This window comes from Phytoactinopolyspora limicola, assembly GCF_011320225.1.
Taxonomy (GTDB): Bacteria; Actinomycetota; Actinomycetes; order Jiangellales; family Jiangellaceae; genus Phytoactinopolyspora; species Phytoactinopolyspora limicola.
In genome coordinates, this window is record NZ_JAAOEN010000001.1 from 1,048,464 (window position 1) to 1,073,282 (window position 24,819).

At 66.6% G+C, this 24,819-nt stretch carries 25 protein-coding genes; 17 read left to right on the top strand and 8 right to left on the bottom strand.

From position 1 onward, the window contains the following. Nucleotides 1-231: 231 nt before the first annotated feature. The gene (locus G8760_RS05130) at nt 232-609 is read left to right on the top strand and encodes a helix-turn-helix domain-containing protein (protein WP_166347449.1); all 378 of its coding nucleotides are present in this window, start codon (nt 232-234) and stop codon (nt 607-609) included. A gap of 20 nt (nt 610-629) precedes the next feature. Here the strand turns inward: G8760_RS05130 and G8760_RS05135 are convergent, their stop codons facing one another. Together G8760_RS05135 and G8760_RS05140 are read right to left on the bottom strand one after the other, a co-directional pair. Further along, entirely contained in the window at nt 630-1,232 is a 603-nt protein-coding gene (locus tag G8760_RS05135) for a ClpP family protease (RefSeq protein ID WP_166347451.1), read from the bottom strand. After that, a complete protein-coding gene (locus tag G8760_RS05140) occupies nt 1,229-1,858 on the bottom strand; it encodes a ClpP family protease (RefSeq protein ID WP_166347453.1) in 630 nt (209 codons plus the stop codon). The genes G8760_RS05135 and G8760_RS05140 overlap by 4 nt, the downstream gene beginning before the upstream one ends. A 228-nt stretch (nt 1,859-2,086) precedes the next feature. On the opposite strand from G8760_RS05140, the gene G8760_RS05145 reads away from it, so the two are divergent. Together G8760_RS05145 and G8760_RS05150 are read left to right on the top strand one after the other, a co-directional pair. Further along, entirely contained in the window at nt 2,087-2,755 is a 669-nt protein-coding gene (locus tag G8760_RS05145; protein ID WP_166347455.1) for a maleylpyruvate isomerase family mycothiol-dependent enzyme, read from the top strand. A 140-nt stretch (nt 2,756-2,895) separates the two neighbouring features. Beyond that, entirely contained in the window at nt 2,896-3,327 is a 432-nt protein-coding gene (locus G8760_RS05150) for an RpiB/LacA/LacB family sugar-phosphate isomerase (protein ID WP_166347457.1), read from the top strand. A gap of 57 nt (nt 3,328-3,384) precedes the next feature. Here G8760_RS05150 and G8760_RS05155 read toward each other — a convergent pair whose 3' ends face one another. From G8760_RS05155 to G8760_RS05165, 3 genes are read right to left on the bottom strand one after another with little or no spacing between them, the layout of a single operon-like run. Continuing rightward, entirely contained in the window at nt 3,385-3,957 is a 573-nt protein-coding gene (locus G8760_RS05155) for a CGNR zinc finger domain-containing protein (RefSeq protein ID WP_166347460.1), read from the bottom strand. Next, nucleotides 3,954-4,532 carry a GNAT family N-acetyltransferase gene (locus tag G8760_RS05160; protein WP_166347462.1) on the bottom strand — a complete coding sequence of 193 codons (579 nt, stop codon included), beginning with the start codon at nt 4,530-4,532 and terminating at the stop codon, nt 3,954-3,956. Before G8760_RS05160 ends, G8760_RS05155 begins: the two co-directional genes overlap by 4 nt. Continuing rightward, a complete protein-coding gene (locus G8760_RS05165; RefSeq protein ID WP_166347464.1) occupies nt 4,529-5,425 on the bottom strand; it encodes an alpha/beta fold hydrolase in 897 nt (298 codons plus the stop codon). Before G8760_RS05165 ends, G8760_RS05160 begins: the two co-directional genes overlap by 4 nt. A gap of 165 nt (nt 5,426-5,590) precedes the next feature. Between G8760_RS05165 and G8760_RS05170 the strand changes: the two genes are divergently transcribed. Continuing rightward, on the top strand, nt 5,591-6,907 hold the full coding sequence (locus G8760_RS05170) for an HNH endonuclease signature motif containing protein (protein ID WP_166347466.1): 1,317 nt from the start codon (nt 5,591-5,593) through the stop codon (nt 6,905-6,907). Between the two features lie 293 nt (nt 6,908-7,200). Here G8760_RS05170 and G8760_RS05175 read toward each other — a convergent pair whose 3' ends face one another. Further along, nucleotides 7,201-7,881: a DsbA family oxidoreductase gene (locus G8760_RS05175; RefSeq protein ID WP_166347468.1), complete on the bottom strand. Its 681-nt coding sequence runs from the start codon at nt 7,879-7,881 to the stop codon at nt 7,201-7,203. A gap of 121 nt (nt 7,882-8,002) precedes the next feature. Between G8760_RS05175 and soxR the strand changes: the two genes are divergently transcribed. The 8 genes from soxR to G8760_RS05215 all read left to right on the top strand — a co-directional run bounded on the left by soxR (nt 8,003) and on the right by G8760_RS05215 (nt 18,528). Continuing rightward, nucleotides 8,003-8,452, top strand: a complete 450-nt coding sequence (soxR, locus tag G8760_RS05180; protein WP_166347470.1) for a redox-sensitive transcriptional activator SoxR — start codon at nt 8,003-8,005, stop codon at nt 8,450-8,452. Nucleotides 8,453-8,668: 216 nt separating this feature from the next. Beyond that, the gene (locus G8760_RS05185; protein ID WP_166347473.1) at nt 8,669-9,106 is read left to right on the top strand and encodes an NfeD family protein; all 438 of its coding nucleotides are present in this window, start codon (nt 8,669-8,671) and stop codon (nt 9,104-9,106) included. 32 nt (nt 9,107-9,138) lie between these two features. Then, complete coding sequence (locus tag G8760_RS05190) at nt 9,139-10,248, top strand: SPFH domain-containing protein (RefSeq protein WP_166347476.1); 1,110 nt, start codon at nt 9,139-9,141, stop codon at nt 10,246-10,248. Between the two features lie 429 nt (nt 10,249-10,677). Beyond that, nucleotides 10,678-14,070, top strand: coding sequence for a TIGR03773 family transporter-associated surface protein (locus G8760_RS05195; protein WP_166347481.1), 3,393 nt, complete (start codon nt 10,678-10,680; stop codon nt 14,068-14,070). A gap of 133 nt (nt 14,071-14,203) precedes the next feature. Continuing rightward, entirely contained in the window at nt 14,204-15,775 is a 1,572-nt protein-coding gene (locus tag G8760_RS05200) for an anchored repeat ABC transporter, substrate-binding protein (protein ID WP_166348162.1), read from the top strand. Further along, the gene (locus tag G8760_RS05205) at nt 15,772-16,827 is read left to right on the top strand and encodes a choice-of-anchor M domain-containing protein (protein WP_166347484.1); all 1,056 of its coding nucleotides are present in this window, start codon (nt 15,772-15,774) and stop codon (nt 16,825-16,827) included. The genes G8760_RS05200 and G8760_RS05205 overlap by 4 nt, the downstream gene beginning before the upstream one ends. Further along, nucleotides 16,824-17,576 (top strand): anchored repeat-type ABC transporter ATP-binding subunit, encoded by a 753-nt coding sequence (locus tag G8760_RS05210; protein ID WP_166347486.1) that lies wholly within the window; start codon nt 16,824-16,826, stop codon nt 17,574-17,576. The genes G8760_RS05205 and G8760_RS05210 overlap by 4 nt, the downstream gene beginning before the upstream one ends. Before the next feature lies 1 nt (nt 17,577). Then, nucleotides 17,578-18,528: an anchored repeat-type ABC transporter permease subunit gene (locus G8760_RS05215; protein WP_166347489.1), complete on the top strand. Its 951-nt coding sequence runs from the start codon at nt 17,578-17,580 to the stop codon at nt 18,526-18,528. Between the two features lie 25 nt (nt 18,529-18,553). On the opposite strand, the gene G8760_RS05220 is transcribed toward G8760_RS05215, so the two are convergent. Continuing rightward, nucleotides 18,554-19,450 carry an EamA family transporter gene (locus tag G8760_RS05220; RefSeq protein WP_207782031.1) on the bottom strand — a complete coding sequence of 299 codons (897 nt, stop codon included), beginning with the start codon at nt 19,448-19,450 and terminating at the stop codon, nt 18,554-18,556. Nucleotides 19,451-19,511: 61 nt separating this feature from the next. Between G8760_RS05220 and G8760_RS05225 the strand changes: the two genes are divergently transcribed. Then, nucleotides 19,512-20,006: an Lrp/AsnC family transcriptional regulator gene (locus tag G8760_RS05225; RefSeq protein ID WP_166347491.1), complete on the top strand. Its 495-nt coding sequence runs from the start codon at nt 19,512-19,514 to the stop codon at nt 20,004-20,006. 142 nt (nt 20,007-20,148) lie between these two features. Further along, nucleotides 20,149-20,571 (top strand): nitroreductase family deazaflavin-dependent oxidoreductase, encoded by a 423-nt coding sequence (locus G8760_RS05230; RefSeq protein ID WP_166347493.1) that lies wholly within the window; start codon nt 20,149-20,151, stop codon nt 20,569-20,571. Nucleotides 20,572-20,588: 17 nt separating this feature from the next. On the opposite strand, the gene G8760_RS05235 is transcribed toward G8760_RS05230, so the two are convergent. Continuing rightward, a complete protein-coding gene (locus G8760_RS05235) occupies nt 20,589-21,155 on the bottom strand; it encodes a P-loop NTPase family protein (protein ID WP_166347495.1) in 567 nt (188 codons plus the stop codon). A gap of 181 nt (nt 21,156-21,336) precedes the next feature. Between G8760_RS05235 and G8760_RS05240 the strand changes: the two genes are divergently transcribed. The 3 genes from G8760_RS05240 to G8760_RS05250 all read left to right on the top strand — a co-directional run bounded on the left by G8760_RS05240 (nt 21,337) and on the right by G8760_RS05250 (nt 24,818). Continuing rightward, complete coding sequence (locus tag G8760_RS05240) at nt 21,337-22,467, top strand: hypothetical protein (RefSeq protein ID WP_166347498.1); 1,131 nt, start codon at nt 21,337-21,339, stop codon at nt 22,465-22,467. 183 nt (nt 22,468-22,650) lie between these two features. After that, complete coding sequence (locus G8760_RS05245) at nt 22,651-24,105, top strand: sensor histidine kinase (RefSeq protein ID WP_166347501.1); 1,455 nt, start codon at nt 22,651-22,653, stop codon at nt 24,103-24,105. Further along, nucleotides 24,102-24,818 (top strand): response regulator, encoded by a 717-nt coding sequence (locus G8760_RS05250; protein ID WP_166347504.1) that lies wholly within the window; start codon nt 24,102-24,104, stop codon nt 24,816-24,818. The genes G8760_RS05245 and G8760_RS05250 overlap by 4 nt, the downstream gene beginning before the upstream one ends. Nucleotide 24,819: the final 1 nt, after the last annotated feature.

Here is a 24,819-nt window from a genome sequence, read left to right on the forward strand (position 1 = left end):
CTAGTCCAGTCCAGCATGCCCCCTACCAGCGGGTAAGGTGCTCGTGGGGCGTGCGACGCACCATGGCACGATTTTCGTGGGAAACCGCCAAAAGAAGCAGAAGTCGCCCCCGTGCCGAGTGTCCCCTCAGCGGTGGTGGCCGACCATCGTCAGGCCTATTCTCCGAGCAGCGCCGTTCTGCCGAGGGCAGAACGGGCCGGACCACGTGCGCGGCCCGACCTACCATGAGATATGCCTGAGTTGGTTCCATTGCCGCCATCCGTGGCTGAGAAGCCGAACACGTCGCCCGCAACACCTCCGCGCGGCAGACCTGACCGCGAGCCGTTGTGGCGGCAGGCGCTCGGCCATTGCCTGCGCCGGCTACGCCACGAACGCGGCGAGACGCTGGTCGAGACGGCCGACCGCGCGGGTGTCTCCCCTCAGTACTTGTCGGAGATGGAACGCGGCATCAAGGAACCTTCCAGTGAGATGATCGCTGCGGTGGCGGGTGCACTCGACCTGACCCTCGTCGATCTGACCTCTGCCATCGCTGAAGACTTACGCCCGGTTCAGGCTGCGGCCCGCCCGTCGGCGCCGGTCTGCCGGACGGCCTACGCGCTGGCCGCATAGCCTTCAGCGACGCTGGCTGGTCAGCCGCCCACTAGTGGTCGTTCCTCGATCACCTGGTCGATGAGCCCATACTCCTTGGCTGCCGCGGCGGTGAACACCCGATCGTGATCGGTGTCCGCCCGAAGCGTCGCCGTGCTCTGCCCGCTGTGCCGGGACAAAATGTGTTCGATATCCGAGCGGACGCGGACCACCTCGTCCGCTTGCAGGATGAGGTCTGGGATCGCGCCGCGGCCTTGCGCCGCTGGCTGGTGGAGCACGACGCGGGCATGCCGAAGCGCGGCACGTTTGCCGGGCGCACCCGCGGCCAGGAGAACGGCGCCGACGGCAACGGCCTGCCCCACACAGATGGTCGCCACCTGTGGCCGGATGTATCGCATGGTGTCGTACACCGCGAGCATCGCGCTCGGGTCGCCGCCCTCGCAGTTGACGTAGAGCTGGATGTCCCGGTCGGGGTTGTCCGCCTCCAGGTGGAGCATCTGAGCGACGAGGGCGTTGGCTACACCGGCGTCGACGGCTGTACCGAGGTAGATGATCCGTTCGGTGAGCAGGTGGGAGTAGACGTCCATGATTCGCTCGCCGCGGGGGTGCTGCGCGATGATGTTCGGAATCGTGTAGGTACTCATCGAGTGGCTCCTTCGGCGGAGATGCCGAGTCCGAACTGACGCCGATTCGTCGGCGCTATGTCATCGAAGGTGTGTACTACCTCGTCGATGAAGCCGTACTCGAGTGCGTCGTGTGCGGTATACCAGCGGTCGTGTAGAGAGTCCTCGAATACCCGCTCGATGGGCTGCCCGGTGTCGGCCGCTATCAGGCCTAGCACTGTGTCGCGGGTGTGCCGGAGGTCGTTGGCCTGCAACTCGATGTCGACCGCGGTGCCCGCGATACCCGCAGACCCTTGGTGCATCAGCACCCGGGCATGGGGCAAGGCACGACGCTTCCCCGGGGTTCCCGCCGAGAGCAGGAATTGGCCCGCGCTGCACGCGATACCAAGCGCGAGTGTGGACACGTCGCAGGGGATGAGCCGGATGACGTCGCGGACCGCCAACATCGATGGGACCGATCCGCCGGGAGAATGGATCCACAGCGCGATGTCGGCTGACGAGTTCTCGCTAGCCAGCGTGATGAGCTGGGTAGTCAACAACGTGCCGTTGTCATCGTCGAGCACGCCGTCGAGCACGAGGACACGTTGCTCGTAGAGCTCGCGCCTGGCTCGTTCGTTGAAGTGCGGAGTCTTCGGAGCGTCGGTCATTCCTCCACTCTGCGTTCTCGGGCCAACCGGTGGCCGCCATATCCGCCGTCAGCGGATCCGCTGTCGGCGGCGTGGCCCCGCTTCCTGCGAAGCGACGATTTCATTCGGCCGCGAACGTCCAGTCATTAGAGGCCGCGCGGAATGGGGCCCGCGAAACCGGCGACTCCCATTCTGCGCGGCCTCTTGGGCAGCGTTCGCAGAAAGTGCCAACAGAGAGGATGGAATCCGATGCACCTTCGAGAACTCAGAGGGGGCCGCCGGCGGGCAGCAGATGTCTGGGCGCTGGTCCACGCCGAACGGGCCGCGTTGGCGGCAGACCTGGCGGACCTATCGACGGAGCGATGGTCGACGCCGTCGCTGTGCACGGGACTGAGCGTGCGGGAGGTCCTCGCCCATCTCACCGCGGCTGCGCGTCTGAACTCCTTGCGATGGATGGCCGGGGTGATCCGGTGCCGGTTCGACTTCGACCGAAACGTTGCGATGCGGTTGGCGGAGCAGATGGGAGCCACGTCGACCGAGACCCTCGACCGGTTCCGCCGTGCCATCGCGAGTACCACCAAGCCGCCGTTGCCGGTTGTGGCGATGCTGGGAGAAGTAATCGTGCACGGAGAGGACATCCGCCGGCCCCTGGGTATCGGCCGGCATTACCCGATAGAGACTCTGACCCGGGTGGCCGAGTATTACCACGGCACCGATCTGGTGGTGCTGGCCAAAGGGCGGGTCAAGGGTCTGCGCATGGCCGCGACCGACGGCCCGTTCGACGCCGGTCTTGGGCCTGTCGTCTCCGGTGCCACCGTGGCGCTCATCATGGCGATGACGGGCCGCACCGAGTACTGCGACGAACTCGACGGCGACGGTGTTGCGACCCTGCGTGAGCGTGGCTCATGGCCCAAATGACCCGGCCGCGCGGCCCGACGCAGAGCTGTGGTGGTGGCGGGCCGGCCGGTCGTGCGGCATTCCACCCGCCTCCCTGATCACTGGTGAGAGTAGTGTCGGCGAGTGGGGTTGCGGGTGCCCGTACCCGCTCGCCGCTATCCATGAAAGGGGTCGATGACGTGCGGATCGCCTTCGCCTCGGACGACGAGAACGAGAGTGTCTCTGCTGTGCGGTCGTACATCGAGAGCCACCATGATCTCGTTGCGGTGGCTGATGCCGACTCCTGGCCGACCATGTCTCGTGCGGTGGCGGAATCGGTGGCCACCGGTGGCTCCGATCTCGGCGTTCTCATGTGCTGGACCGGCACCGGCACTGCCATCTCGGCCAACAAGGTGCGCGGAATCCGGGCGGCGACCGTTGCCGATGCCCGGACGGCGAGAGGGGCACGGCTCTGGAACGACGCCAATGTCGTGGCGTTGAGCCTCAAGCGGCTGGCGCCGGACGTTGCCGTCGAGTGTGTTACTGCCTTCATCGAGCAGGAACAGTTCGATCCCGACGAGGCGGCGACCATCGACATGATTCGGGACCTCTGAGGAGTGCCCGTCGATACAGCGTGCGTGCTCGTCGATACCAGTGGAGCGGGCCGCCGATCAAGGGCGGGAGGAGCGGTAGCGTGCTGCTTTAGCCTGGTTCCCGCAGGTCTTCATGCTGCACCAGCGCCGACGCCGGCCGCGTGAGGTATCGATGAAGAACCAGCCGCATCGATCGCAGGTACGCACCGGAGGAGACCACGGGTTCAGCGCGGCTCTCACCCCATGCAGCGCGACGACCGTGAGCGCACCTCGCGTGGTGCGAGGCGTCACGGAGCCGTCTGGGCCGATGGTGACGTCGTTGCTAATGCCAAGCCGCGCCACATCGAAGAGGCCGGCGAGAGCGTCGGCGGGAAGTTCGCGGCCGACGGCCTGCGCCTCGAAGATCACCCAGAAGAGCCCGCGTATGTCGTGTGCCTCGCGCAGGGCGGCCGGGGGATCATCGACGTAGTCTCGTGTGTCGCCGAGTGTCGGTAGCAGTTCGGCATAGTGCAGCCAGGCGATGAGCGCATCGACGCTGTCGATCAGGTCAGCGCCGATCTCTGGTGTACGACGGTAGACGGTGTTGGCGAAATCGAGCGCCACGTCACCGGCGATGAAGTGGTCGTCGCTCCAGGTGGTAGTAGTGCTCATCGCAGGGAGTATCGCATCACCGGGCGGTCGCTCCGAGGACGCGCGACCTCTGTGAAGCCGGCGGCCCGGAACGCGCTGGCGATACCGGTCATCGCGGTGTCGGCGCCGGCCGTGCGGCCCGTCTCCGGTTCCACCGGATACGCCTCGACCGTCCGTACCTCGGCGGTTTCGGCGAGGTGGCTGCACACCGCGGCGATCAGGTCCGAACACCGGCCCGTTCCGCGATGACCTTTCTTGACGAACAGACACGTCAAGGAGATCACGGGTTCGTCGTCGACCGGTTTCAGCAGTGCGGAGCGTTGCATCCGCGGGAAGTCGGAGCGCTCGCCGAACCCGCACCAGGCGATTGGTTCGTCATGGACGTATGCCACGACCCCCGGTGGTGTCGTGCCGGCGGCGAGTCTCCGCATCGCGGCCTTGTTGCCGTTGCCTTTGCCGGCCATCCACTCCTGCATGCTCAGGCGCCAGTGCATACACCAGCAGCCGCGGGCTCCGCCGTTGGTGCCCATGACGGCCTCGAAGTCGTTCCAGGTGTCCGGCGTCAGCGGCCGGATCGTGAGTCCTGCCGTGCTCATGAGTGAACCTCCACATGGTCGAGTACGTCACCGACGAAGGCGACGAGTACTGCTGCGACGTCGGGGGCGTGGGTCTCGAGGAGGAAGTGCCCGGCGTCGTAGATGTGAGCCTCGAGGGAGGTCATGACCTGGTGGTAGGCCATCACCTCGGCGATGTCGTAAAACGTGTCGTGGCGGCCCCAGAGCACGAGGCACGGGGGCTGGTGCGCCTGGTGGTAGGCCGCGATGTCCGGGAAACGTGCGACGTGGTTCCGGTAGTCGTAGAAGAGCTGGAACTGGATGTCGATGTTGCCGGGGCGACGGAGCCGTTCCCAGTCGAGATGCCACGACTCTTGTGGGTGCAGAACCTGCAACTCTTTTCGTAGTCCACTGAGGTACTGATCGCGAGTTCCGGAGAAGTTCAACCACTCCGGCAGCGCCGCCTTGTTCTGCTCGGTGGGGTCTGCCCAGAATCGGCGGGGTGCGTCCCAGGCGTCGTTCAGCCCCGCCTCGTGTGTGTTGCCGTTCTGCACGACTAGGCCGAGCACCCGTTCCGGGTGGCGCATCGCCATGAAGTATCCGACGGGTGTCCCGAAGTCGGTCACGTAGAGCACGTAGCGCTCCACCCCTAGGTCATCGACGAATGCCTCGATCACGTGAGACAGGTGCTCGAAGGTGTAGTCGAACTGGTCGAGCGGGGGTGCATCCGAGAACCCGAAACCGGGGATGTCCGGTGCGATCGCGTACACGTGCTCACCCAGCGTGGGGAGTACATCGCGGAACGAGTACGACGAGCTGGGGAAGCCGTGGAGGAGAAGGACCGCGGTTGATGACGGCACCCCCGCCTCGCGGTAGTGCAGTTTTGCCTCGTCCAGGTCGCGGTAGAGATGCCTCGTTTTGGCTGCGTGTTTCATTCTGGACTCCCTTCGATAGGCAAATCGTGCCATGTCGAGTAACCGTATATAACAAGTTTAAAGGTTACTATCGGTTCTGCCCAAAGCCGCGCTGCCCATCGATTGGCGGCGATGACCTGTCTTTGACGCCGGACTCTGTCGGTAGTGGCGGTTAGCGTTTGTTTCATGGTTGCGGACACGTTGGTGGAGATGGTCGCTGCGGTGAAGGAGTTCGCGGTAGCGCCGGTCACTGAGGTGTCCAGTGACGCGGTCGTGGATGAGCTGGTGGTGTTGCGGCGGTTGGCCGATGTGGCCGAGGCGGCGTATCTGACCCGGTTGCGGGAGTTCGATCAGCGCGGGCTGGCCCAGACGCGGTCGGTGTTGTCCACCCGGGGGTGGGTCCGGCACGAGTTGCATGTCGCGCCGGGCGAGACCAGCCGGGTGTTGAAGGTCGCCAAACGTCTGGTGGATTTGCCAGTGATCGAGGCGGCGTTGCTGGCCGGTGAGATCCGGCTGCCGCACGCGGTGGCGATCGCTGATGCGGCCACGCTGCTGGGGGTGGACGTGATCGCCGGGTGTCAGGACGCGCTGGTCGAGGCCGACCGCGGCGATGACCCCACCCGGCTGCGCGCGGCGCTGCGGGGCCTCGGGGCGGCGGTGGACAACACGAACGCGGTACGCCGGGCCGAACGCCGGGATCAGGGCCGCTGGCTGCAGATCTCGGCCACCTTCGACGGGGCGGTCGCGATCGACGGGGTCCTCCCCGGGGGTGACGAGTCCGCCGGCATCGTCACCGCGGCCCTCGATGCGCTCGCGAAACCCAGCGGCGCCGACGATGAACGCAGCCCGGCGCAACGCCGCGCCGACGCCCTGGTCGAGCTGTGCCGGCGACACCTAACATCCGGCACTCTGCCCGCCCGGGCTGGCGAGCCCACCCAGGTGATCGTCACCGTCGGGCTGGACTCGTTGCAGGCCGACACCGGCGGGTTCGGGGAACTACCCGACGGGTCCATCCTGCGCGGGGACACCGCGCGCCGGCTGGCCTGTGATGCGACGATCACCCGGATCATCGTCGGCCCGGACTCCCACCCCCTCGATGTCGGACGGACCCAGCGCACCGCCACCGCGGCCCAACGCAAAGCGCTGCGCCTACGCGACGGCGGCTGCCGGTTCCCCGGCTGCGACCGCCCGTTCGAGTGGACCGATGCCCACCACATCCACCACTGGGCCCACGGCGGCACCACCAACCTGGCCAACCTCATCTCGCTATGCCGCAAACACCACACCGCCGTCCACGAAGGCGGCTGGACCATCCTCATCCGCGGCCCAAACCAGATCACCTTCATCAACCCCGACGGCTGCCCGTCATTCAGCCGGCCGAGGTCGACGTCGGGGCTTGTCCGGTGGCTCTACGAGGAGCTTCAGAGGGCTCGACCGGTCCGCTACGACGTGGCGCAGACACGAGTGGAGCCGCCGTCAGATGATCAGCTCGACGCCGCTTGAGTGCGCAGCGCACGATGTCGCAATCTCAAGAAATCCTCAAAAGCTGACCGCTAGGCCTTGCCATGTCGAGCCAGGCTTGGTTGGCTCCAGAGCGCAACCACTTGCCGGGGTCTGCCCGGGACCGTCGCCGCCCGCTGACGGTCCAGGAACGGCCCCGGCAGCCTGCGTTCCGGGCTATGTCACAACGGGCGCACGGCCGGGGTCGCTCTGACCGGACTCGCTCTGACCGGACTCGCTCTGACCGGACTCGCCCCTGGTCACAAGCGCCCGGTTCTGGGCTGGGCCTAAGGTCGTCATGCTGGTCCGGTTGTCATGCTGGGCCGGTCACTACGCTGCGCGTGCAGCGAACGGGAAATGAACGTGCTCAGTTGCTCGGCGTCATGGGTTCCGCTCAATGCCCGGCCGCCCGCTACGACGGTCGGGACGGCCCGGACGCCCTGCTCCACCCCGGCACGATGATCCGCCATGACCTCGTCGTGCCGTTCAGTGGTGGCGAAGAACACTCGTACGGCCGTCGACGTCAAGCCGAGCCGCGCGCCTACCTCCGCCAGCACGGTCCGATCCTCCAGGTCGACGTTGTGGCTCAGGTGCGCCTCGTACACCACATCCCAGGCTAGCTGGGCCGGGATGCCACTGCTGACGGCCAATTTGATCAACCGGTGGGCGGGGCGAGAGTCGATGGCCCGGGCGGTGTCGATGTGGATATCCAGACCGATGGCGCGCCCGGCCGACTCGATCCGGTCGCGGCGGCCGTTCCACTCGCCCTCATCCATGCCCCACGGTCCCAACGCCATCTCCCGCACGGTCAGCCGGGACGTCTCAGGCCCGGATGGCTCCAAGAGGAAGCTTCGATGATCAACATGCACGGTTGGTGCGCCGGATTGCGCTAGACGTTCCAGCGCCGAAGATAGCTGGCGATGCCCCATCCAGCACCACGGACACCTGATGTCGGCCCACACGGTGATCGTCGTCACGGATCTTCTCCTCGGTATCGGAGTGCTCGTGACGTAGAGTCCACTTCATCAAGTGAACTTGATGTCAACTGGGCTTTCCCCAGGATATGGCGGCGAAATATGGCGGCGAACAGGAGGACGTGTGCCCCAGCTTGACCCCAGCGTCACCTGGCTCAAGCCCGGTCAGGTCGCGGAGCGGGCCGGAGTGGCGGTCTCGACGCTGCACTACTACGAGAGCATCGGGCTCATCCGTAGCCGTCGGACCAGCGGAAACCGGCGCGAATATCGTCGAGACACGTTGCGCATCATCGCCTTCATCCGTACGGCACAGCGGCTCGGGGTGTCCCTCGAGAAGATCAAGGAGGCCCTCGACGAGCTCCCGGATGCTGGCTTGGCGACAAAACGTGACTGGGCCCGGATCGCTCGCCAGTGGCGCGACGACCTGTCTCAGCGGATCGAGGAACTTACTGCCCTACGCGACCGGTTCTCCAACTGCATCGGCTGCGGGTGTCTGTCGTTGACGTCCTGCCCGTACTCCAACCCTGGCGACATTCTGGGCCGGGATGGAACCGGCGCCCGGCGTTTCCCCTAGATCACCGTTGGCCCTAGGTCGCCGGATCGGGGCGCTGATGCTCGGCTCATTGATCCGGCGGTAGTTTGAAGTGCGGGCTCGTGGATTGGGCTTGCGGTTCGTCGGCCGCCAGCCCGTCTCGTACGTGTCGAATCGTGCTCTGACGAGGTAGGTTGGGAGTCAGGGCAGAAGCTCATGCGAGCCGTGCCCCGATCCGCCGGACGGGAGGCCGATCCGATGCCGTGGATAGCGTGGTTGGTACTTGCCGCAGCCCTAGGAGTTGCGGAGTTCTTCACCCTGACGCTGGCATTCGGGTTACTCGCGGCCGCGGCTGTGGTGGCCGCCGTGGTGGCGGGCATCGGTGCGCCGTTCCTGCTTCAGGTCCTGTCTTTTGCGGCGGCCTCGGCCGTTGGAGTGTTGGTCGTGCGGCCCATCGCACACCGGCACATGAAGCAACCCCCGGTTGTGCGTGATGGAAGCGACGCACTCATCGGACAGCGTGCGGTGGTCGTCGAGGAAGTCACGGCCCTGGGTGGGCTCATCAAGCTGTCGGGGGAGCAATGGTCGGCCCGCGCCCTCGACGAGAGTCAGTCGATTCCGGTCGGCGCACTCGTCGACGTCATGGAGATCGAAGGGGCGACGGCCATCGTCTATCCTCGGGAGCTTCTACCGTGAACACCGACCGCTGACCCGTAAGGCGGAAGCATATGGAACCTTTGGTGCCAATTATCATCGCGGCTGTCGTGATGGTGTTTCTCGTGATGTCAACCGTTCGAGTAGTTCCACAGGCGCGTCGTTACAACGTTGAGCGGTTCGGCCGATTCCGCACCACGCTGCAACCAGGCCTGAACTTCATCATCCCGTTGGCCGACCGCATCAACACCCGTCTCGATATCCGCGAGCAGGTGTTCTCGTCTCGGCCGCAGCCGGTGATCACCGAGGACAACCTCGTCGTGAACATCGACACCGTGCTCTACTACCAGATCACCGATCCACGGGCCGCGGCCTACGAGGTGGCCGACTATCTGCAGGCCATCGATCAGCTCACCATCACCACGCTGCGTAACGTCATCGGCAGCATGGATCTCGAGCGCACGTTGACGTCGCGTGAAGAGATCAACGCGCAGCTGCGCAACGTGCTTGACGATGCCACCGGTAAATGGGGCATCCGGGTTAATCGAGTAGAAATCAAGGCCATCGATCCTCCCGGCTCCATCAAGGAGGCCATGGAGAAGCAGATGCGGGCCGAGCGCGACAAGCGGGCCGCGATTCTCCACGCCGAAGGTGAGCGGCAGGCCAAGATCCTCACCGCTGAAGGTACTCAGCAGCAGAAGATCCTTGAGGCCAAGGGTGACCAGCAGGCTGCCATCCTCCGCTCGGACGGTGAGGCCAAGGCGGTTGAGCGGGTGTTCCAGGCAGTGCATCGCAACAACGCGGATCCCAAGGTCTTGGCGTACAAGTACCTTGAGACGCTGCCCCATCTGGCTGACGGTGAGAACAACACCTTCTGGGTGATTCCGGGTGAGCTCACTCAGGCGGTGCGGACGGTGACGGAGGCCTTCGGCGACTACTCCCGGATGGGGGCGCCAAAAGGGGCGGCCGGCAGCGACAGTGGTGCGGCTGGACCGGAAGGTGAACGCGCCGGCACCCCCGAACTCGCCGAAGCTGACACCCTCTCCCTGGATCCAGCCACCGCGGCCGACGAGGTGGCAAGACTGGCCGAAGCGGCAGTGCGAGACGCGAAGGCCGAGGCGGCCGCCGCTGAAGGTGCGGTCAAAGGCAAGGCGCCGGTGCAGGAGGAAGAAGGGTCCAGCTGACCTGGCTGGGCCTGGCTTGAGTCCAGCGCCCTGCCGTCAACGCTCGTCATGCCGCACCGGGTGCCTGTATGGCATCCGGTGCGGCACAACTATGTGTCGGGCCAGTCGCATGCCGAACGTAGGGTCCCGCGGGACTTCTTCGCTTGCCGTTCGACGCACTCTGACGACTGGGGTGGGGCGCAAGTCCGGCGATGATCACCGGGTTCGGTGGCGGTGCCTGAATCCTGGCCAACGTGACAGTTGACCTGCTGTGTCGGGGTGGCCGGCCCAGATATACACGCATACGTTCGGCCGGATGTGAGGGGGCTCACGGTAGTCATAGTGAGAATCATTCTTTATAGTCGGTATGTCCTGATCCCACTCTCGACTCCAACGACGGGTGCTGCCCGGGCATGGTCATGTCCAGTTGTGTAAGGAGCCTTGAGGCTGATGTACCGCCATACCACCCGATCGGTGTTGGGCGTCACGGGTGCGGTGGCCCTCGCGGCCGCGCTCGTGCTCACTCCCGCGCTTGCGGCCGGATCAGCGCTGGTCAGTGATCATGCCAGTGCCGGTAGCGCCGCACCACCACCGGAGGTGTCCGAGCGCCGCCTGCTGACCAACGAACATGTCGACGCGATCAATGTCGGCGTCGACGGCGCGCAGCTGACCATCAACTCCAAGATCAGTCCACCGGTCGAGTTCGTCGAGGTGGACGAGCTGATCTATCAGCTGTCCGACCTCAGCTATATGACCGGCTTACCGGACCAGTTCGTTGAGTTCATCGGGGCTGATAGCGCCTGGATCGTGCCGCAGGTACAGAACCACGACGTGCTCTGGGCAGGTTGGAGCACGGAGAACATCGCGGCCGGGGCGCTTGATGGCAACTCGGTCGACATCACTCTGCTCGACGTCCAAGGGCCGGGGGATGTCGAAGTCTGGCAGATGGTGGGCTTCAGCGAGATCCGGCGTATCTTCAGCTCGGACGAGAACTACAAGACGCTGTCTCAGTCCGTCAACGCACATGTGCACGCGAACTGGGCGTTCACCGAGCCCGGTGTCTACACGCTGACGTTCGGCGCCGCTGCGTCCGTTGGTGGTCAGCGTCTAGAGTCCGACCCGGTCGACTTCACCTGGGTGGTGGGCGGCACATCCGGTGAACTGCCGGCCCTGGCTGCGTCGGCCACCCAGATCGACGCCCCGTCCATCGCGGAGCCCGGCGAGGACGTGACGCTGCACGCCACGGTCGGCACCGACACCGGCGTTGACGCGCCACCCTCCCCCGGTGGTTATGTCGAGTTCCTCGCCGGTGGTCAGCCGCTGGGCTGGGCGGCTCTGGTCGAGGGTGCGGCCCAGTTGACGACGTCGTTCGGTGAACTCGGCGAGTACGAACTCACGGCGACATATGTCCCGCAGGAACCCCAGTTCTACGCCGGTTCCACCTCCGAACCACACGTACTTGTGGTGGAGGACGAGACGGAGCCGATCGAGACCACTCTCACGATCGACGGACTGGCTCACCATTACCACTCCGGGGACCGCATCGAGCTGACCGCTGTCCAGAATCCTCCGACGGAGCTGGACCACTACCACTGGTTCGGCCGGCTGGCCGACGATGACGACTTCGTCGAGGTGGGTGGCGGAGCCGTGTTCGTGACCGAAGCCGCCGCCGAGCTCGATGGCGCACAGTACTACGTCGAGTTGTCCGGGCACGGGCACGAGGTCGTGGCGCGGTCGGAGCCGGTGACCATCGTGATCGACGACCACGATGGGGAACCCGGCGACGAGGATCCGGGTAACGAGGATCCGGGTAACGAGGATCCGGGTAACGAGGACCCGGGTAACGAGGACCCGGGCGAGTGTGAAGACCCACGGACGGTACTGACCAACGAGCACGTCGACCTCCTTGCCCCCGTCCTGGACGATGGCGAGCTGGCGATGCGGGCGAAGGTTGGTTCGGCGGCGAGCTACACCTTCTATGACCCGGCCGACCTGCTGGTGCAGGTGAAAGACCCGGAGGCGGCCACCTCGGTACCCGGCGGCGATGGGTACGCCTTCCTCGGCGAGGAGGGTGACCCGCTGTGGGTCATCCCGCAGACGCAGGACCCCGACGTCGTATGGGCCGGCTGGTCCACCGAGGAGCTGCCGGCCGGCACGTTCGTCGACGACGCAGTGCGAATGATCATGCACGACGTCGAGGGCCCAGGTGAGGTTGAGGTCTTCCAGAGCAGCGGGCTTGGTGGCGGGCCGACGCGTATCTTCAGCACCACCGACACCCTTGAACCGGTGCACCAGGCCGTCGGCCGGCATGTGCACGCTCACTGGGCGTTCACCGCACTCGGCGCGTACACCATGACGTTCGAGGTCGCCGGCACATTGGAGGATGGCGGCGAGCTGACCACCGGTCCGGTCGAGTATGCGTTCGTCGTCGGCGACGTCGAATGTGATCCCGATGACCCCGGCGATGAGAACGGCGCGGACGAGGGCGGGGCCGAAGGTGGCGGCGACGAAGGCGGCGCAGCCGAGGACGGTCACGATGACGGCACCGACGTCGGTGGCGACCAGTCTGGAGATCAGGCCGGTGGTGCTGACGGCTCCGACGACGGCACCGATGCCGGCGGTGACCAGGCCGGGAACGACGACGGCACCGACGCCGGTGATGCCTCCGGTAACGACACGGGCGGCGGCGCCGGAACTGGCCCCAAGCCGACCACGAAACCGACGACGGGTGTCTGCCCGCCCGGAACCGTCCCCGCGGGATCGCGGTCGGCCAGCAATCCGGCGCCCACCGGTCCGTCGAACGGCACGGGCGACGCGGGTTCCGACGACGGGACCGACGCCGGAGGTGAGTCCGGTGATGAGACCGGTGACAACGGCGAGAACGGCGGCAACGACGCGCCCAGCGGCGACCAGGTGGTGCTGACCAACGAACACGTCGATCTGATCTCACCCCGCCTGTCGGGTACGGACGTATCGCTGCGGGCGAAGGTGGGCTCGGCGGCGGACCACACCTTCTATGCGCCGGCCGATGTGTTGACCCAGGTGAAGCCGGAAGCCGAGAGCACTGTGCCGGCTGGCGACGCCTACACTTTCCTCGGCGCCGCCGGTGATCCCATCTGGCTGATTCCGGAAACCCAGGACCCGGAGATCGTCTGGGCCGGATGGTCGACGGAGGAGTTGAGCCGCGGCGAGTTCCAGGGTGACACCGTGGACATCCGGATGCTCGATGTTGATGGTCCGGGAACGCTGGAGGTCTTCCAGACGGTCGGGTTCGGAGACGTCGCCCGGATCTTCAGCTCGGAGGATTCGCTGGCGCCACGTCGCCAGGGGGTCGGGCAGCACGTCCACGCCAACTGGGCGTTCTCGGTTGAGGGTAGTTACACGGTGACCTTCGAGGTGAGCGGGACACTCGCCGGTGGCCAGACTGTTTCGTCCGGACCGGTGCGGTATTCGTTCGTCGTCGGCGAGTTGACCGGGGCCAACGCGTCGACCGCCAACGACGCCGGCGGTGCGGATGCCGTAGCGCCGGGTGGCCGGACGGCGAGGGCGGCCGTCCCGGCGCTGCATCAGCCGGCGATGCCGGCGGCCAACCTGGCCGCGAACCCAACGCCCACCGCGAGTCCGACCGCGAGTCCGACCGCGAACCCCACCTCCAGCGCCAGTCCTGCGCCACCGGGGGCTACGGCCCGGCCATCGTCCGCGGCATCCGGTGTGAACTGCGTGCTGGCCAACACCGGTGCGGGTGGAACGTCTGGCCTGGTCGTCGCTGGCGGGTTGTTGCTGGCTGGAGGCGCGGCTGCGCTGTTCGCCTACCGCCGGCGAGGAGTATCGCTGACCGCATGATCACCGGCGCGTCCCGTGGGGTCAGGCCACCGTCGGAAGGGCCCCACGGGATACGGCCACATCGATTGTCCGAAACATCCAGTGAAGGAGGAACGTGACGAGGGCGCCGGCGTCGAACTCGACCGTGTGGCGGATGGTGACGGGTGTCGTCGCCGGTGCGCTGGCCGCCGGACTCGTCGCCGGGTGCGGGGCCGACGCGCTGAGCACCCACGACGACCGCGTCCAGGTGATCACCACCACGGGTATTCTGGCCGACCTCGCCGCGAACGTCGGTGGTGACCGGGTGAACGTCAACACCCTGGTACCGGACGGCGCCGACCCCCACACGTACGAGCCGAGCCTGCGCGACATCCGCGACGTCGTCTACGCCGACGTAGCGTTCAGCAACTACATGCTCCTGGAGGAGCAGAGCATCATCCGGGCGCTGGATGCGAACCTCCGTACAGGGGTGCCCAACGTGTCGCTGGCCGAAGGGGCGGTTAAGTACGCCGCTGAGGTGATCCCGCTGGTGGAGAACATCTCCCTCGATACCATCTGGCTCGGTATGCGGGTTCGTGGCACCGGGGAGCAATACGGCGCCACCCGAGCCTCCGAGGTCTACCTCAGCGCCACCGCACTCGACGGACCCGGCGATCTAGTCACCTACCTGACGGAGGCGTTCGGCAACCCGACCTTCTACGTCGATTCCACCGATGGGTTCGACGCATCCACCGGTTACCGGGACGATACCGCGGTCCTCCCTCCCGATGCACACACCCACATGAGCTGGGCATTCACCGAACCAGGGATCTATCGGCTGACCATGCGGGCCAGCCTGGCGGTGACCCCGGAGAGCCGGCCGGTGTCATTCGACGAGCAGACGTTCACCTTCGCCGTCGGGGTGGACCCACGGTCGGCGCCGGGGATGTCCGACGCCGCGGTGCTGAACTCGGGGCACGCCGACGTCACGGTCGACCTCGACACGGGTGAGTTGTATCTGTTCGCCGACCCGGATGGCGGTGGCGACGTGAACCAAGAGGTCTACGACGCCGCCACCACGGTGATCGAGGTACCGAACCGGGCCCTCCATCAGGTCCCAGCAGATCCTGAGTACCGGTTCCTCGGCCGCGCCCGGGATCAGATCTTCCAGCTGCCGCAGGCTGTGCTCGGCCGGCACGTGCACGGCGAGATCGATCCGCATCTGTGGCAGAACGTCCGCAACACCATCTCCTACGTGCAGCTGATCCGCGACACCCTGATCGGTGTCGACCCCGAGGGTGCACGTGATTACCGAGACAACGCCCGGGTGTACATCGAGGAGTTGGAGCGGTTGGACGACGACGTCCGCGAGACCATCCACCGCATTCCGGAGTCGCGCCGGCACCTCGTCACCACTCACGACGCCTTCGGTTATCTCGGCGCCGCGTACGGTATGCAGATCTCCGGGGTCGTCACACCCAACCCGGCCACCGAGCCCAGCCTCGCCGACCGTCGCCGACTGGCCGAGACCATCCGCAACCTGGCGATACCAGCCGTCTTTCTGGAGCCGAACCTGGCGGCGCGGGCCTCGACGCTCACCGAAGTGGCCGCGGCGGAGGGGGTGGCGGTCTGCCCCATATACGGGGACGCGTTCGACGGCGAGGTCACCACGTACGTCGACATGATGCGGTTCAACGCCGAATCCCTGTACCGATGCCTGTCCGACAATCCGGAGAGAGACCGATGATCGACCGACTGATTCAAACCCGCGCGGCGGCTGCCGACACACCGGTAGGCCCCGGCGGCCGCGCCGGATCGCACCGGCGCGCGTGGCAGGTGGTGATCGTGGCGGCCACGGCCGTCCTGCTGTGTGCCATCCCGGGATGGGCCGCGGAGGATCCGAACCTCGAGCAGGAGATCGACCGCGACCAGGAGGTCGCCACCGAACCCGCGGTGCTCGACGACGGGCACGTCGACATGGGGCCACGGTACGTCGACGACGAGTGGATCTTCCTGGTGCATGACGACACCGTGGAGCCGCCGGTGTGGCGGGTGATGGATCAAACGGTATTCCACGTCACCGACGCCGCGTTGCTGGCGGTGCCGGACAACGACACGTACTCGTTCCTGCCCGCGCCGCCTGGGGCCGAGGTCCACGTCGTGCCGCAGGCGCAACAGCCGGGTGTGGTCTGGCTGGGCTGGAACACCCAGGACCCCACCGTCATGGAGACCATCGATCGCGGCGCCACGTTGCGGCTGCGCGGAGTATCCGGGCCCGGCGAGATGGTGGTGTTTCTCCAAAGCGGCGATCTTGGCGACCCGGATCCGCTGTGGGACAGCCGGGAAGAGTATCCACAGGACATTTGGGTCGAGGTCAACACACATACCCACGCCAACTGGGTGTTCTCCGAACCGGGGATCTATCTGGTGGAGATGGAGGTCACCGCGGACCTCGTCACGGGCGGCAGGGAGTCGCGGGTCGAGGTGCTGCGGTTCGCCGTCGGTACCGCTACCAGCACCGCCGACGCTTTGGACGCCGAGCACATCCCAGCCGACCTGCCCGAAGGCGACGCCGACGAGCCGGCTAATGGTGCGGATCCGGACGGTACCGCGGCTGAGGAGTCGGATGACGGGCCCGGCGTCGCCACCGGCCTGCTGATCGCGGGGGCCGCCGCTGCGGTGTTGGTGGCTGCCGCCGTCGTGGTGGTGGTCCGGGGTCGGCGGGTGAAGGCACGGGCGGCCGCGGGGCCAGCCGTAGGTTCCGAGCGCACCGGCGGTGGTACCTGGAGCACACCGTGAGTGTGCTGCGGGTGGACGGCTTGGGGGTCGATCTCGGCGGTCGGCCCGTGTTGCGGGACGTGGATCTCGCCGTGGACGTCGGGGAGTTCGTTGGGTTGATCGGTCCGAACGGCGCCGGCAAGACCACGCTGCTTCGGTCGGTGCTGGCGCTGATCCGGTCTCGGACCGGCCGGGTGCTGGTCGACGGCCGCCCCGCCCGGCCGGGGCGTTCGCGGGTCGGCTACGTGCCGCAACGGCACGAGTTCGCATGGGACTTCCCGATCTCGGTGGAGGATGCCGTGCTGAGCGGCCGGGCCGGTCGGATCGGCCTGCTCCGTCGGCCGGGGGTGTCCGACTGGCGCGCCGTCGGCGAGGCGCTGGACCGGGTCCGGATCGGCGATCTCCGCACCCGACCGGTGGGTGAGCTGTCCGGAGGGCAACGACAACGTGTGCTGGTGGCGCGGGCCCTGGCCGTCCAGCCGGCCATCCTGTTGCTGGACGAGCCGTTCACCGGCCTCGACATGCCCACGCAGGAGCTGCTCAACGACCTCTTCGTGCAGCTATCGCGGGAGGGTACCGCCCTGTTGATGACCACTCATGACATCCTGCTCGCCCTCGAATCGTGTACTCGGATCGCCTTGCTCAACGCAACGATCGTCGCGGATGCGGCGCCGGCCGAGCTACGCGACCGTGACGTGTGGATGCGCACCTTCGGCGTGAGCGAACACAGCCCACTACTGAAGATGCTCACGACGCTGAAGGCGGCCTGACGTGTCGATCCCGGAGTTCATCACCGACCTGTTCAACCCGGACCTGGCTTTTCTACCCAAGGCGTTGCTGATCGCGGTGATGTCCAGCGTCGTGTGTGGCGTCGTCGGCTGTTACGTGGTGTTGCGCGGGATGGCGTTCATCGGGCATGCCGTCGCACATGCGGTGTTCCCTGGGCTGGCGGTGGCGTTCGTCCTGCAGGGCAGCCTGGTGCTCGGTGGAGTGGTGGCAGGGGTGGTCACCGCCCTGCTGATGGTGGTCTTCGCGCAGAACCGCCGGATCAAAGAGGACTCGATCATCGGCGTGCTGCACGTGGCGGCCTTCGCGATCGGAATCGTGGTCATCTCCCAGGCGCCCGGCTACGCGGGGTCGTTGCAGCAGTTCCTGTTCGGCTCCCTCACCGGTGTCCCCGACGAGGATCTCTACCTGGCCGGGTTGACCGGGGTGGGCGTCTTAGGCGTCGTGTTCTTGTTACACAAGGAGTTCGTGGCGGTCAGCCTGGACCGGGAGATGGCGCGGGCGATGGGGCTACGCGTGTTCGGGCTGGACGTCGTCCTCTATGTCATGGTCACGGTCGCGATCGTGATCGCCGTGCAGACTATCGGCAACATTCTCGTCCTGGCGCTGCTGCTGACACCGGCCGCGACGGCACGGCTGCTCACCGACCGGCTGGGGGTGATGATGCTGCTGTCGCCCGTCCTGGGTGGGGTATCGGCGATCGTCGGGCTGTACCTGTCGTGGAGCTACGACCTGCCGGTAGGCGGCACCATCGTGCTGGTCTTGACGGCGGTGTTCCTGGCGGCGTGGGTGTTCGCTCCGCGGCATGGTGCCTTGGCCCGTCGTTACCGGCGACACCGGACCCTATCCGGAACCGGCGTCGGACCGGCACTGGGCGGCCAGGAGGATACACCTGCGGACGACGTCGCCACCGAGTCGGCGTCCGCGCGCGGCTGACCTTCGTCGGACTGGCGGCGGTCGCCTAACCTGTGGCGGGTTGGTTGTGGATCGCCACTCCGGCGATCACGAGCCCCACCGCGAACACCTCGATGCTCGACGGGATCTGGGAGAGGACGACGATCCCGATGACGGTCGCGGTGGCGGGCAGGATGGAGACCAGCAGCGCGTAGGTCGCCCGGGGCAGCCGGGCCATGGCGAGCTGGTCGCATACGTAGGGGATCACTGAGGAGGAGACACCGACCCCTACCCCGGCGGCCACCGCGATGAGGTCGGTGAACGCTGGTGCCGCGCTGGGTACTCCGACCGGTGCGGCGACGACCGCCGCGACGATCATGGCGACGGCCAGCCCGTCGATCCCGGTGATGGACGGCTCGCGGGCGATACGGTGGGCGAGGACGATGTAGAGCGCGAACAGTACGGCGTTGGCGAAGGCGAAGGCGATGCCCACCGGTTCGCCGACCAATCGGACGTCGGTCAGCAGATACACTCCGGCCACGGCGGCCACCAGGGCGGCGAGGTTGCGTGGGGTCCGGGCGGCGACGGCGGCTAGCGCGATCACCGGCAGGAACTCGATGGCGGCGACGGTGCCCAGTGGTAGGCGGTCGAGTGCGAGGTAGAAGCAACTGTTCATGACGGCCAGCACCACGCCCCAACCGATCAGCAGCGATCGGACCCGTGGACTGAGGCCGGACCACAGCCGCCAGGGCCGCCGCCATGCGGCGAAGATCAATGCCGCGGCGGTGATCCGGAGCCAGGCGACCCCGATGACATCGACGCGGACGAAGAGGAGCACGGCGAACGCCGGTCCGAGGTAGTGGAATACGGCGCTGACGACGAAGTACGCGTGGGGAGGTACACGATGGGTCAGGGGCCGACGAGTGGGTTCGCCGGGGGTCGCCCCGGAGCGGAGTTTGGCCACATCTCATCATTGAAGGCGAGGAGAGGTAAGTCCATGGGCGTTCATCGGAGTAGAGTGAGATATGCCTTCGCCGCGAACGCCTAGACCGCCTGTTGGCCTTCAGAATGGAAAGGACCTACTCGACGCCGCCAATCGGCGGGTGCTCGACGAGTTGGCCGGCGACCCGCGGCTGAGTATGTCCGAGCTGGCCCGCCGGGTCGGGATGTCGGCGCCGGCGGTGCGGGAGCGGGTTGCCCGGCTGGAGGAGACCGGCGTGATCCGTGGCTATCGGCTGGACGTCGACCCCGCGGCTCTGGGTTTGCCGGTAGCGGCGTGGGTGCGGGTCCGTCCAGGTCCTGGGCAGCTCGCGACCATCGCCGAGCTGGCCCGTCGCCGGCCCGAGGTCAGTGAGTGTCATCGGGTCAGTGGGGACGACTGCTTCTTGCTCAAGATCCACGTCCCCGCGATTCAGGCTTTGGAGGCCGTGCTCGACGAGTTCCTCCTGTATGGCCAGACCACCAGCTCGTTTATCGTCTCCACCCCGGTCGAGCCACGTATTCCGGAGGCCGCTGACTAGCACCAGGAGGCCCGTGGCATCCGGGTGGTTTGGTGGCGCCGGGGTGGTGCGGCTCTGGGCATAAGCGGTAGATCCTCCGTTTATGGGGAATGAGATCGTTCCGGCTGGAGTTGGGGCAATGAAACGCAATCAACGAACACGGATGGAGTCGCGCGAGATGTTGAGCTTCAACGACCGGATCATCGAAGAGTTCCGGGCCAACGGCGGCAAGGTGGGCGGAGACTTCGAGGGTGCTCCGATGCTGCTGCTGACCACCACGGGGGCTAAGTCCGGGCAGGCTCGGACCTCACCGCTGGTCTACACCCAGGACGGCGATCGACTGGTCATCATTGCCTCCAATGGGGGTGCGGACTCGCACCCGAGCTGGTACTTCAACCTGGTGGCCAACCCCCTCGTGACACTCGAGGTCGGCACCGAAACCTTCCAGGCCAAGGCCAGTGTGGCCGAACCGGATGAGCGTCGGCGGCTGTTCGACGCGCAGGCCGAGTTGATGCCGGGTTTTAAGGACTACGAGACGAAGACCGACCGGGTGATCCCCGTCGTAACGTTCGAGCGGGCGAGCTGACGCTTCGGTACAGCGGGTCAGGTGACCCGCAAGAGCTTGTGATGCTCGAGGTCGGAACGGTCCGGCCGGGCATGCCAGACGACCTCGATGATGTTCTTCTCCGGGTCGTCGGTGGGGTGGAGCTCATGCTCCTCGGCGTGGCCGGCCGGAAACTCGTCGTAAGAGGCGTTCTTGCCCAGCCGGTGCGCCTTGAGCTTGACCGCGTAGGCCGTCCCGGTACCCCGGTTGTGTAGCCGGTAGGTGGTACCTCCTCGCTGCTCCAGATGGAACGTGACACGTTCGCCGCGAGCCGCCTCGGCATCTGGGTGGCCAGGCTTGGTGGTGGACGCCTGTCCGGAACGTTCGGCCGGTGGTGTGCCCGGTCTGGCCTGGCCGGATGGAGGGGCGGGTTGAGCGCCGGTGGATGGCGGGTGGGCCGGCGCGCCAGTGGAGGCGCTCGGCGTCGCCTGGGCGTCGTCGTCAGCCGGGTGAGTGCCCTGAGGATGGTCCGCTGGTGGGTGCCGTCTGCTGCGGCCCGACTGGCGCCACGCGATCAGCGCGACGACGAGGGCGATGACTGACACGACCAATGCGACGGCATCCATGCTGGCAACCTACCCCCTTCCGGCTGGTTTGGGGGTGGCCATCAGGAAGCTTGCCGTGACGGCCTTCGTGGCGTGATCTTCGCGCCGCAAGGCCGATGCTTCGAGGGGTTGACTGTCTCCCATAGGGCCGTAATATGAAACTTACATGTTGGGTGATGAAACCTCGTCGAGGGGGCGCGTCATGGCTGTCGGATACCGATCGTTCCTAAGTGTTGAGGCCGGGCAGTCGCTGATCGACGCCGTCATGACCCAGATGCGTCGGTGGTGCGAATACAAAGACATCGACATCGCCGCCGACGTCGCCGGGCGACATCTACTGGGCGAGAACGACATCATCACGGTGTCGCTGGAACGAGAAGGCGATGCTGTGATGTACCGGTGGCGTCGGCACCACCCGTTCGCGCAAGGCGCACACGAGATGTATCGATCCACGATCACCGCGGTCGAGTACGAAGACCGTCCGGGCTGGGTATGGACGGAGATCGAACTACCAAGCGACAGCGCCCTGGATCCCACGGGGTCGCCGCGATTCATGGCGGTCCCGTCGTTCTTGCGGGCACTCATCGACGAGTTGGTGTGTTTCGACGGGAACACACCAGTGACGGGCGAACCACAGTGGATCGCGACGAGTCACCTGCCAGATCTCATGGACTACCTGGCCGACGACACCCGGCGCGGACCGGTCTACGTGTTCAGCCAGGACCGGCGTGGCCAGACCGAGTTCGAGCAGTGGGCCCGCGAGGTCATGTGGGAGGTCGTCGGACTTGGCACCGCGTTTATGGTCGGCGGTGACATCGAAAAGGCGTTCAACGAGATGGTCGGCCCCGGCCATGCGGTGCGTAAAGCCACGGTCCGCACGTACCAGCCAAGCCTCAATCTCGACGATGCCGAAGATCCACAACGGCACCGATCGCTGAGTCGTGAACGTATCGAGATGAGCTCGACGCGCCAGCTATGCCACGTCCTCGGCCTGGCGTTGCGCAGCCAAGCCACTCAAACAGCACTACCCCGCGAGGTGCTGACGGCCAACCAAATCTTGGCCCAGCGAGACCGCGCCGTCCGCGATCAGCGTTCGCGGCTGATTCGGCTGGCTGACGGTGACATTGCGCGGGCCGCCCCGCCGCGGAAGCCCGGCCCGCCGCGGAAGCCCGGCCCGCCGCGGGTTCCCGGCCCGCCGCGGGTTCCTGATCAGCCGAATGAGCCGGCGTCGATGGTGCGGGCGCTGGAGTCGTTGGAGGGTGAGCTGCGCGCGCTACGCAGCAGTCTGCTCAGCACGTCGCAGAATGGGCACCGGCACCTCAACGCCCTGTGACTGGTGTGAGCCACCACCTCCCCGGTGATCGTTGCCGCCTTCGTGTCGCTATGACGACCGGATGTGGGGTTCGATCACCGGGGGAGCGACGGCGGGACAGCCTGCCGTGGAGGCCCGCCGCGGGTATGTCGGATACCCCGCGTTTTTCTACACATGTGCCTGGTGTGCATTACCTTGACAGTCATGAGCGTGGCGGATTCGCCGGCCCACGTCCACCGACCACGGTCGGACTGGCAGGGCGGGCATGACACCGGCTCGGCGCACGGGGGCGTCGCGGCAATACCCAGCTGGGAGCTGTGGTCTCGTCCCCTACCGAGCCGGCGGCAACAACTCAACGACCTTGGCCTGGCGGCGGGACTCGCCGTCGGCGCGATCATCTCAGTGGTGCTCATCAACAGCATGGGTGCGTTCATCTTCGGCTCCGCCCCCGGTTTGACCGAACAGGTCGTGTGGGCGCTGGCGATCACTGCACCGCTGGCCGTGCGGCGGCGATACCCCGAGGTGGTCCTGTTCCTCGTCGCCGCCGTGTTCCTTGCTGGTCAGATGCGGCAGATCGGGGACAATCTGTTCCCTTCGATCGCCCTGTTCATCGCCATCTACACGGTAGGGGCCTGGGGCCGGGAGCGGATCCGGGCTCGGTGGACGCGGATCGTGGTCATCGTCGCCATGTTCGCCTGGCTCGGGTATTCGATCGTGGATGCCATTCACGAAGACTCGTCCGCGTTCGACCGCGCCGCTGGGCCGCTGGATCCGGTGGTTGCGGCGGCCCTCTATAGCGTCGGGTTCAACCTCCTCTTCTTCCTGGCTCCCTACTTCTTCGGCAACGTCGTGTGGGTGTCGGTCCGGCGCCGGCACGAGCTCGAAGTCCAGAGCGAACAGCTGCGTCGTTCGCAGGCGGAGAATGCCCGGCAGGCTGTTGTCTCCGAGCGGATACGCATCGCCCGCGACCTGCATGACGTCGTCGCCCATCATGTGTCGGTGATGGGGGTGCAAGCTACGGCGGCCCGAAGGGTGCTCAGCACCGACTACACACTCGCCAGCCAAGCCCTGGAGGTCATCGAGTCCACCGCCCGCGGGGCCGTCTCCGAGCTGCGCGGCCTGCTCGGCGTGTTACGCGCCGACCCCGACGACATCGATGGCCAGGCCACTGGTCCGGTCGGCGCACACGTGTCGTCCCCGGGCGTGGAACAAGTTCCCCAGCTGGTCGAGGAGACGACCCGGGGCGCGGGCCTGAGTGTTGAGCATGCGGTCTATGGCGCACCGCGTGAGGTGCCGGGAACCGTCGCATTGTCGGCCTACCGGGTGGTGCAGGAGGCGCTGACCAACGTCGTCAAACACGCCAGGGCCAACCATGTCGACGTCCGGGTTCGTTACCTCGAGCGGTGGCTGGAGATTGAAGTGATCGACGACGGCCGAGGCGGCGTACCGAGTCGATCCGGGCCACGCACCGGCGGTCTTGGGCTGGTCGGGATGCGTGAGCGGGTAGCGGTGCACTCCGGTGAGCTGGAGGTCGGGCCCCGCCCGGCAGGTGGTTTCGTCGTCCGCGCGAGGTTCCCGCTTCCGCCAGCCGACGGTCGCACCGCCGACGCCGGGGCCGGCGCCGGGGCCGGGAGCACACCTGGAACGAGAGCGCCATGAGCGGCCCGCCGACAGCATCGGAGGACGCGCCGATCCGGGTCCTCCTGGCCGACGACCACGATCTGGTGCGTACCGGGTTCCGAGCCATCCTGGGTGTTGAACCCGGCGTCGAAGTGGTGGGTGAGGCGCGTGATGGCGACGAAGCCGTCCAGCAGGCTCAGCGTCTGGAGCCGGATGTTGTCTTGATGGATGTGCAGATGCCCGGCGTCGACGGGCTGGAGGCCACCCGCCGGATTCTCGGCCCTTCCTCCCCGACGTCAGAGGTCCGCGTCGTCATCCTCACGACGTTCGACCGCGAAGATTATCTCTTCGAGGCGTTGCAGGCCGGAGCGAGTGGATTCCTGCTCAAGAACGCCTCCGCCGACGACCTCGTCGAAGCCGTCCGCATCGCCGCTCGTGGAGACGCCTTGTTATCCCCGGAGGTGACGCGGCGGGTGATCGCTAGGTTCAGCACCCCTGGGCCGGCGGTGCAGCCGCGTCGTCCACCTGAGCTGACCGATCGGGAATTCGAGGTGTTGGTGTTGCTAGCCCGCGGCGCGACGAATGCCGAGATCGCCGGCGAACTCTACCTCGGTGAGACGACGGTGAAGACTCACGTATCCCGAGTGCTGATGAAGCTCGGCCTGCGGGACCGAACCCAGGCGGTGATCTACGCCTACGAGAACGGCGTCGTCGCCCCTAACGGGCCCAGCCGGGACGGCTCGGAGACCTGAC